Below are 8,839 nucleotides of genomic sequence, written 5' to 3'. Positions count from 1 at the left end.
ATTTGTTTGGTTTGTATCTCTGAGGTTCAAGCCAACGGCAAAATCAAAAATGCTTTATTGTTTAGCACTGATATTCACCTACCACCTGAGCAAATTCTTGAATATTATCAGGCTCGCTTCCAGATTGAATTTATTTTTCGTGATGCCAAGCAATTTACAGGACTGTCTGATTGTCAAGCTCGTCATTTACCACGGCTTGATTTTCATTTTAATGCCAGTCTAATTGCCTTAAACTTAGCTAAACATCAACTCTCTAGTTGTCATTCATCTGCCAAGTCGTTTGTGTTTTCTATGGCCTCTTATAAACGTCTGGAATTCAATAAGCATCTACTTTGTACCTTTATTGACAAGTTAGATTTAGACCCGGATTTGATTTTAAACCATCCTAATCTTCCTTCAGTCTTGTCTTATGGTACTTTGGCTGCTTAAAAACTGTCCGGAGTATTGTTTTGTGGTATATTTTAAATAATGGGAATAGTGACATAAATCTAATTTTTGCTACTATTCCCATTGTTAAATAATACATTATAAAACTAGCCAAGTCAAGCTTTTTACCACCAAAAAAAGGTCAATTTATAATAATATTTATTTACAAAATAATATTTTGGAGGCAGGGAGGAATTCACAGAGGCGATGACGCGGGTGAATAGTATCGAAATCAGAAATGCGAGCGATCGGGTAATTGGGGAGAATTCATGGGTTGAAATTAGTTTAACATCGGAATTATATCTTTTTGCGAGCGAGACGCTCGATCGCACTGGCAAAGAGACACTCGCCCTGCACTGAGAAAATTATGATTCCGAGTGCAGTGCCGAAACAATATAATTACACAATCGCAGTCGCTTTCATCGCGAAAATGCGATCGATCGCATCTTCAACAACCTTATCAGGCGTAGAAGCACCCGAAGTCACGCCCACCACAATTTTACCATCCGGTAGCCAACCTTCGGTTACGATCAAATCTCCCCCCAAAGGCTTGTGTTCGATCCGATTTCCCGGTAGAATACGCTCTGCACAATCAATGTGATAAGAAGGAACAGTTTTGTCGATCGCAATTTCCTGCAAATGCGTAGTATTAGAAGAATTAAAACCCCCAATTACCAGCATCAAATCCAACTTTTCCTCAACCAAACTCAACATAGCATCTTGCCGTTCCTGAGTCGCATCGCAGATAGTATTAAAACTCAGAAAATGCTCGCTCAAATTCTCCGGCCCGAACTTCCGCATCATCGTTTTTTCAAACAACTTGCCAATATTCTCTGTCTCAGTTTTGAGCATAGTAGTTTGGTTAGCAATCCCCACCATTTCTAAATCCCGATCCGGGTCAAAACCAGCAGAATAAGCCTTACTAAACTTAGCCAGAAACTCAGCGCGATCGCCCCCATGCAAGATATAATTGCTGACATATTCAGCTTCTTGCCAATTCAGCACAATCAAATACTTATCAGCAAAAGAACTCGTAGCAACAGTTTCCTCATGCTTGTACTGACCGTGAATAATCGAAGTATAATCCTTTTTTTTGTGCTTTTCAACAGTATTCCAAACCTTAGAAACCCAAGGACAAGTAGTATCAACAATCTTGCAGCCCTTATCATTAAGCAACTGCATTTCTTGGACACTCGCTCCAAAAGCAGGTAAAATTACCACATCGCCACTATCGACAACCGAAAAATCTTTCTGCCCCTTCTCAACAGCAATAAAACCAACTTCCATATCGCGCAAATGCTGATTGACAGAGGGATTATGAATAATCTCATTAGTAATCCAAATCCGTTCCGAGGGGAAATGCTGGCGAGTCTCGTAAGCAATAGCTACAGCCCGTTCCACCCCCCAGCAAAAGCCAAAAGCCTGAGCCAGCCGGATCGTGACTGCGCCGCGTTCCAGCCTGTAATTATTGTCGCGAATTTGCTGGATCAGACTGCTTTGATAAGCCGTTTGCATCACCCCAGCTACCTCAGCTTCGTGTCCGAAACCCTTGCGGTGGTAGTTTTCCGACTGTTGGAGCGATCGTTTAAAAGCTTTAGTATCCATGCGGTATCAAGTTGAAATCTAGGTTAATTACCTTTGATTTTAGAACCATTGGAGAACTCTCATCTCAAATTTGAAAACCCCGCCTGCAACAATTGCAAAACGGGGCAACCCAACTACTATTATTGACTCTGACTGCAAATCACAGATTCAAACCTTCTTCTGCACAAAATCCCGCAAAGAAATCCGGTTTATTAGAAAAATCTGGGTTGGGAGTCGATAAATCTCCAAAGAAACTGGGTTTCACAGGCTTGAGTGCGTTAGTCTTAGGGTCTTTTCAAATCTTCCTCGGCGCAAAAGGAGAACTCGATTCAAAAGAACTGAAACCGCCGGCAAAATCCTCACCGTAAGCTTCTTCCCCGTGCAGGTCAATATCCAAACCTTTGTCTTCAGCAGATGACGGCACTCGCAGTTCCATAAACTGTTCCACAATTTTCAGGATTACAAAAGTGCCGACACCCGCAAACACGTAAGTAGCTAGAACGCCTATCAACTGGGTGCCGATTTGCCCCGGATTCCCGGCAAACAGCCCGTCATTTCCGGCAGCGTTAACCGCTTTAGTCGCAAACACACCAGTCAGAATCGCGCCCACAGTTCCGCCGACGCCGTGAAGCGGGAAGGTATCCAAAGAGTCGTCAAATCCCAGCTTAGCGCGCCAGCTAATAGCAAAGAAGCAACAAACCGAAGTGATCGATCCGATCAAAAGCGCTCCCACTGGCAGCACGAATCCAGCCGCAGGTGTGATGCCCACCAATCCCGCGAGGAAACCGCTAGCAATTCCCACTGCTGTCGGTTTGCCTCTAAGTACCCATTCGACAATTGTCCAAGTTAAACCGCCGGCTGCTGTAGAAACCATTGTGGTGACAAAAGCCACTGTTGCTAAAGAACCAGATCCGAAAGCGCTACCACCGGTGAAGCCAAACCAGCCGAACCACAGCAGCCCAATTCCCAACAAGACGTAGGGTACGTTGTGGGGGGTGTGGGGTTTCTTCAAGTGGTCTTTGCGGGGCCCGATTACCCAAGCTGCGACAACCGCAGAAACACCGCAACTGATGTGCACGACTGTGCCGCCGGCAAAGTCTAAAACTCCGATCGCCCCCAGCCAGCCTCTACCCCAAACCCAGTGGGCTAAAGGAGAGTAGATGAAGGTAGACCACACCAGCACGAACCAGAAATAGGTTTTAAATGTTACCCGTTCGACGATCGCCCCGGAAATCAAGGCTGGAGTGATGATGGCGAACATCATCTGGTAAACCATGAAGACTTGGTGAGGTATTGTCGGTGCGTAGCCGATCGGATCTGGTGTGTCCGCCGTCACCTTGTTCAAGAACATCCAGTCGAAGCCGCCGATGAAGCTTTCGATCCCTTGGCCAAACCCTTGAGGATTTAGGTTGCTGGCGGTGACATCAAAGGCCAAACTGTAGCCCCACAGCGTCCAGGTGACGCCGATCAGTCCCATCATGACGAAGCTCATCATCATGGTGTTGAGGACGTTGCGCGATCGCACCAGTCCCCCGTAGAAAAACGCCAGCCCAGGTGTCATCAGCAATACCAGTGCTGAGGAGACCAACATCCAGGCCGTATCGCCACTGTCGATCGGATTCGGCACCACTGCAACAGCAGTACCAGCAGCATCTTGAGCTAAGGCATTGTCCGTTAGCGGTACGCTTAACAGCCACAGCGCGATGATGCCGATCGTTAAACTTTTTTTGATCACGTTAGTTGTACCTTCTCATACTCAGCAATTTTCCGGGAAGACCCAGCCGATTTTAGATGCGAGGATTTTAGATGCAATAGTTATTTGGTTTTAAGTCCGTGTTTTAGCGGAACAAATCTTCAATAGATAATTCCCCAATCCTCAACCTCCCGACTTCGTATAGCCGGACTCATCTAAATTCGTCAACTATCAATCCAATGGTCTATGCCTTTTGGATTCCACCATTTGTACAAACAGTTATTCTGTATCACCTTATACTAAATAGCTAACTATCATATTTCTTAATGTATCAGTCGCTACTTGACATAGCCAGTGACAACACAGTAATCGGAGAGGGGGAGAGTTGGGGAGAATATGACTTCATCCTTTATTTTTCTAACTAAGGACTAATGACTAATGACTAATGACTCATGACTAATGACTCATAACTAATGACTCATGACTCATTTTTCAACTGCATCTGATCGAATAGTTGTAGGGCCGATCGCCAAACCAGATAACCTTGATCGTTAAGGTGCAAGCCGTCTGTGCTGAGTTCAGTTGGCAAATTGCCCTCAGCATCCGCAAACAGCGGGTACAAATCCAGATACAAAACATTTTCCGAACTAGCAATTTCTTTCAGCCGTCGATTTATTGACCTAATCCGACTGTTAGGAATCGCCAACAGCCGATCGCGATTTTCCCAAGTAGCTTGTTCCCCGCTGTGCGGCAAAATCGACTGCACCACAACTTGTGCTTTGGGGTGAGCCCACCGCAAATCGCGAATTATCTGCCGCTGGTTGTCCAAAATCCCTTCGTCGCTGGCCCCCCGCAACAAATCGTTAATCCCAATCATCACAAACACCGTATCCGGGGCAGTTCGATCAAACAACTGCAACCGCTTCAGCAAACCCAGGGAAGTCTCCCCCGAAATCCCTTGATTCAGCCAAATTCGATCGACTGGTAACAGCTTGGTTGGAAACCACATACTTAGAGAATCCCCAGCCAAAACACTTAGTCTTGAGGGTCGATTCGCCGCCGCCGCCTCAGCTTCGCGACCCAACTGCGTCACCCACTGCTGGTAAGTCCATTTAAGTCGCGGCCCGGGAACGGGCACGTCTAGCACTGCCTTTGCAGAGATCGCCGGTTGGCCAATTTGTTCCTGGGCCGCTTCTGCCGTCACCGCATCATTCGCCTGGAAGCTTTCTGTCAAGTTGTTTCCCTGCAGCAGTAGTTGAGCGACTGTAACTATCAGTACCCCGTTCGTCACCAAAGATAGCAAAGCCCAAACCGGAACACTTTTCGATCGGCTAACTTCCATCCCTAAGAGGGATTTATGAGTTCTACTTCTGCTACCTCCTCCAAACTTCTCCATAAACTCAAGCTATTTGCAGGCCTCACACCGAATAATTTGCACTGATTGCTGCATCCAATTTTACCGCTCAATTAAAGCCTCAATTCTTGTAAGAATCAAGCACTGTGCTGTGTTGGGCAAGGACGGCGATGCAGAACTTTGCTTTTTCGCACTACTTTACCATAAAAAATCTGCCTACCAAACTTTCTTGCACATAAATCGGACTTGTCCAACCCGCAGACCAGGACAAAAATATATCTAAAACTTACCGAAATTACCCATTTCTGATGCTAAAATCCAAAAATGAAAAAATTAACTATAACTGAAGCAGCCAAACTTAAAGGTGTGAGCGCTTCCACCTTGCGCCGGTGGGAAGCCGAAGGCAAGCTAATACCCGAACGCACCGCTAATGGTCACAGACGCTATGACCTAGCTCATCTTCTCGGCTTAAAACCCAACGGCGCTTTAACCATTGCTTACGCTCGGGTTAGCAGTCACAACCAAAAAGATGATTTAGACAGACAAAAACAAGTTTTGGAATTGTTTTGTGCATCTCAGGGGTGGCAATTCCAAATCATTGAGGATGTAGGTTCTGGGGTTAATTACAGTAAGCGGGGTTTACAACATCTAATTCGGGCGATCGCAGACAATCAAGTCGAAAGGTTGGTATTAACTCATAAAGACAGACTGCTGAGATTTGGTTCTGAACTAATTTTTAATTTGTGCGAACACTTTGGGACAGAGGTAGTGATTATAAATCAAACCGAAAATACTAGCTGTGACGAGGATTTAGCTAAAGATATACTAGAAATAATCACTGTTGTCTCCGCCCGCCTTGATGGCAGCAGGAATCCCAAGAACAAGCGCGTCGTTGAAGAACTTAAAGCAATTGCCGGTAAACTCTAATCAATACACCAGTTTGCAAAGTTCGTTAGTTACAGATTCTCAATTCCCCATTACCAATGACCGACGCACATCTCATGCAATCGGAAACTACTATATTTAAGGCGTTGCATAATAGCGGGATGATTTTGATTTTTTTCTCTGATTTGTTCGGGTAGACCGTCCATTGTATTTTCACAGCAGGCGGGACACCCCACCATAACCCTCTTCTGTCACCCTGGAAAAATAAAAATGAGCCAAATTTTTAACTGTAGATAGAGCTAGCATTTGAGCGTTTATTTTCTAACAGAATGGCTGAAATCAAGATTTTTGGTAAAAGTCTTCTGCTATAAGCCTTCCCGATTATTTCTTGCCGAAAGTGACAGAAGAGGGATAATCATCCTCAAATTGTGCAACGCCATATGTCAGCCCTTAAAGGTCAACTAAAAATAAAAATATGCCCGCGTTCGTATCGAAGATTGAAACGCGAGCACAACGATAGACAGCCATAAGTTAGTGGCTATTTCAGAGTGTGGTTTTTCTGAATAAAGGCGTGAATTAGCTGATAAATAGCTAATCTAGGACACGAAAGCTGAATTGGTCGATCAAGCGCACGCTCTACAGTTTGGTACTCTTGCCTCCAGAACCCCCACCATAACCGCCGTAGCTGGTCTCACTTCTGTTGTCCAAGCTCGTTTCCTTCACAAACCCCGTGTAAGCTTCCATCCCATGTTCGCCGATATCCAAACCTTCAGCCTCCTCTAAAGCAGAAACGCGGATACCCAGCAAAGCTTTGAGTGCCAGCCAAAAAATCGTACTCAGCAGCACGGTCATCCCGCCTACAGAGATAATGCCGACCAACTGCGCCCAGAGTTGACCGAAACCTCCGCCCAAAAGCAATCCGGCTTCGGGGCCTGCGGTATAAAGTCCAGTTGTAGGCCCGTCAGCAAACAAGCCCACTGCCAGAGTTCCCCAGATGCCACAGACTAAGTGAACTGAAGTTGCGCCTACAGGGTCGTCAATTTTCAAGTTGTCGAAGAAAGTTACGGCGAAAACTACCAGGATACCGGCGATCGTGCCGATAATGGCAGAGTTGGGCACGTTGATCCAAGCGCAGCCTGCTGTTATCCCGACTAAACCTGCGAGGATGCCGTTGATAATCATTGAAAGGTCGGGTTTGCCAAGATACAGCCAAGCCGTAATGGTTGCAGCAACTCCCCCGAAGGCACCGGCAGTGTTGGTGGTGATCGCAATATGGGCGATCGCATTTGCATCGAGTGCCATTGTCGAACCGGGATTGAAACCGAACCAGCCCAACCACAAAATCAAACAGCCCAGAGTGGCAATGCTCATATTGTGTCCCGGCATCGCCACAGTATCGCCGTCGCGGTACTTACCAAGCCGCGGCCCCAAAAATGCCGCTCCCATCAAAGCAGCCCAACCGCCTACCGAGTGAACCACCGTCGAACCGGCAAAATCCCAGAAGCCTGCGTTTGCCAGCCAGCCGCCGCCCCAAATCCAGTGTCCGGTAATCGGGTAAGCAATGCCTACTAACAGCAAGCTAAAAATTAAGAATTCAAGGAATTTAATTCGCTCTGCAACGGCTCCAGAAACGATCGTCGCAGCAGTTCCCGCAAAAACTAATTGGAAAAAGAATTTAGCGTTGAGGGGGACTCCCGTCCAGTTAAGCGACTCGAAAATGCCTTGATAAGCCTCTCCTGTGGCAGGGCTGTTGTCGGCTACATCCCACAGAAAAAATCCGCTGCTGCCGATAAAAGCGTTGCCTTTGCTGAACATTAAGGCAAAGCCGATCGCCCAAAATGCGATCGTAGAAAGCGCAAAAACAATCAAGTTTTTGGACAACACGTTAACCGCATTTTTCTGACGGCAAAAACCGGTTTCCAACATACCGAAACCGGCGTTCATAAAGAACACTAGCATCCCCGCCACCATGACCCACATGGTATCCATGCCCACCTTAAGGCTTGCTAATTGTTCCTCGGTGGTTGGCGTTGCAGGGGTTTGGGCTACCGCCGCATATCCCCACACCAAGACGATGATTGCAGCTAAAGGTATGCAGGCTTGCCAACTTGGGCTGAGGCGGGCGATCGCCCTTTGTAATTTCTTCAACCTGTTGACTTTCGTAAAAAATTTAGCTGCTGGCAAATTTAAAGCCTCCCGCCTGACTTGTTTCGACTTTTTCTTTCCGACAGTCATTTTAATCACTTTTACCCTCTTTACGGCTAGTAAGCTCAGCAATATTCGGAAAACTTTCCAATCTTACTACAAAAGTTTATGGATTATTTGTTGAGATTGAGATAGTTATGATAGCCTAGCTCTTCTAGTTGATTTTGTTTTTTCAGTACAGATTCGGACAAAGTTTTGCGGTAATGCAAAACTCGCTCTAGCAATTCTGGCTGATGAGCTGCCAGTATCTGAACTGCCAGCAAGCCAGCATTCTTAGCGTTGCCGATCCCCACTGTTGCTACGGGTATCCCGGCTGGCATTTGCACGATCGAGTACAGCGAATCTATCCCTTGCAGGTGCCGACTCGGTACAGGCACCCCAATTACTGGCAAGGGGGTTAAAGATGCTACCATACCTGGGAGGTGCGCCGCTCCCCCGGCACCTGCGATAATGACTTTCAAGCCTCGTTGGTGAGCGGTTTGGGCATATTCCACCATGCGCTCAGGGGTCCGGTGCGCCGAGACTATCGCCACGGAGCAAGCAACACTGAATTCTTCGCAAACTGCGATCGCATCTTTCATGGTTGGTAAATCCGAATCGCTACCCATGATAATTCCAACTGTCGCTTGATTCATAAAATTTTCAGATTTGAGATTTCAGATAAATGCTAATTTTAAATGATTGCGTTAACT

General features: G+C 46.4%; 8 protein-coding genes. 3 read left to right on the top strand and 5 right to left on the bottom strand.

Annotated features, from left to right (window positions below):
- Together QUB44_RS11085 and QUB44_RS11080 are read left to right on the top strand one after the other, a co-directional pair.
- On the top strand, positions 1-429 hold a 429-nt coding region (locus QUB44_RS11085; RefSeq protein ID WP_333366679.1), incomplete at its 5' end, for a transposase.
- A 213-nt stretch (positions 430-642) separates the two neighbouring features.
- Positions 643-786, top strand: coding sequence for a hypothetical protein (locus QUB44_RS11080; protein WP_333366678.1), 144 nt, complete (start codon positions 643-645; stop codon positions 784-786).
- Positions 787-825: 39 nt separating this feature from the next.
- Here QUB44_RS11080 and QUB44_RS11075 read toward each other — a convergent pair whose 3' ends face one another.
- The 3 genes from QUB44_RS11075 to QUB44_RS11065 all read right to left on the bottom strand — a co-directional run bounded on the left by QUB44_RS11075 (position 826) and on the right by QUB44_RS11065 (position 5,099).
- On the bottom strand, positions 826-2,031 hold the full coding sequence (locus QUB44_RS11075) for a 4-hydroxy-3-methylbut-2-enyl diphosphate reductase (RefSeq protein ID WP_333366676.1): 1,206 nt from the start codon (positions 2,029-2,031) through the stop codon (positions 826-828).
- A gap of 274 nt (positions 2,032-2,305) precedes the next feature.
- Complete coding sequence (locus tag QUB44_RS11070) at positions 2,306-3,745, bottom strand: ammonium transporter (protein ID WP_333366674.1); 1,440 nt, start codon at positions 3,743-3,745, stop codon at positions 2,306-2,308.
- 436 nt (positions 3,746-4,181) lie between these two features.
- The gene (locus QUB44_RS11065) at positions 4,182-5,099 is read right to left on the bottom strand and encodes an SGNH/GDSL hydrolase family protein (RefSeq protein ID WP_333366672.1); all 918 of its coding nucleotides are present in this window, start codon (positions 5,097-5,099) and stop codon (positions 4,182-4,184) included.
- Positions 5,100-5,381: 282 nt separating this feature from the next.
- Here QUB44_RS11065 and QUB44_RS11060 point away from each other — a divergent pair, with 282 nt between their 5' ends.
- Positions 5,382-5,984, top strand: coding sequence for an IS607 family transposase (locus QUB44_RS11060; protein ID WP_333317143.1), 603 nt, complete (start codon positions 5,382-5,384; stop codon positions 5,982-5,984).
- A gap of 594 nt (positions 5,985-6,578) precedes the next feature.
- Here QUB44_RS11060 and QUB44_RS11055 read toward each other — a convergent pair.
- Both QUB44_RS11055 and purE read right to left on the bottom strand, forming a co-directional pair.
- Positions 6,579-8,177, bottom strand: a complete 1,599-nt coding sequence (locus QUB44_RS11055; RefSeq protein WP_333366670.1) for an ammonium transporter — start codon at positions 8,175-8,177, stop codon at positions 6,579-6,581.
- Between the two features lie 83 nt (positions 8,178-8,260).
- On the bottom strand, positions 8,261-8,782 hold the full coding sequence (gene purE, locus QUB44_RS11050) for a 5-(carboxyamino)imidazole ribonucleotide mutase (protein ID WP_333163960.1): 522 nt from the start codon (positions 8,780-8,782) through the stop codon (positions 8,261-8,263).
- Between the last annotated feature and the right edge of the window lie 57 nt (positions 8,783-8,839).

This window comes from Microcoleus sp. AT3-D2 (assembly GCF_036705715.1).
In the GTDB taxonomy this organism is placed as follows: domain Bacteria; phylum Cyanobacteriota; class Cyanobacteriia; order Cyanobacteriales; family Microcoleaceae; genus Microcoleus.
This window is presented reverse-complemented; position numbering and strand designations above follow the sequence as displayed.

What these genes read in the sequence shown, in the direction of transcription:
- purE (WP_333163960.1), bottom strand. Translation starts at nt 8,782, where the DNA reads ATGAATCAAGCGACAGTTGGAATTATCATGGGTAGCGATTCGGATTTA.
- QUB44_RS11075 (WP_333366676.1), bottom strand. Translation starts at nt 2,031, where the DNA reads ATGGATACTAAAGCTTTTAAACGATCGCTCCAACAGTCGGAAAACTAC.
- QUB44_RS11055 (WP_333366670.1), bottom strand. Translation starts at nt 8,177, where the DNA reads ATGACTGTCGGAAAGAAAAAGTCGAAACAAGTCAGGCGGGAGGCTTTA.
- QUB44_RS11060 (WP_333317143.1), top strand. Translation starts at nt 5,382, where the DNA reads ATGAAAAAATTAACTATAACTGAAGCAGCCAAACTTAAAGGTGTGAGC.
- QUB44_RS11065 (WP_333366672.1), bottom strand. Translation starts at nt 5,099, where the DNA reads ATGGAGAAGTTTGGAGGAGGTAGCAGAAGTAGAACTCATAAATCCCTC.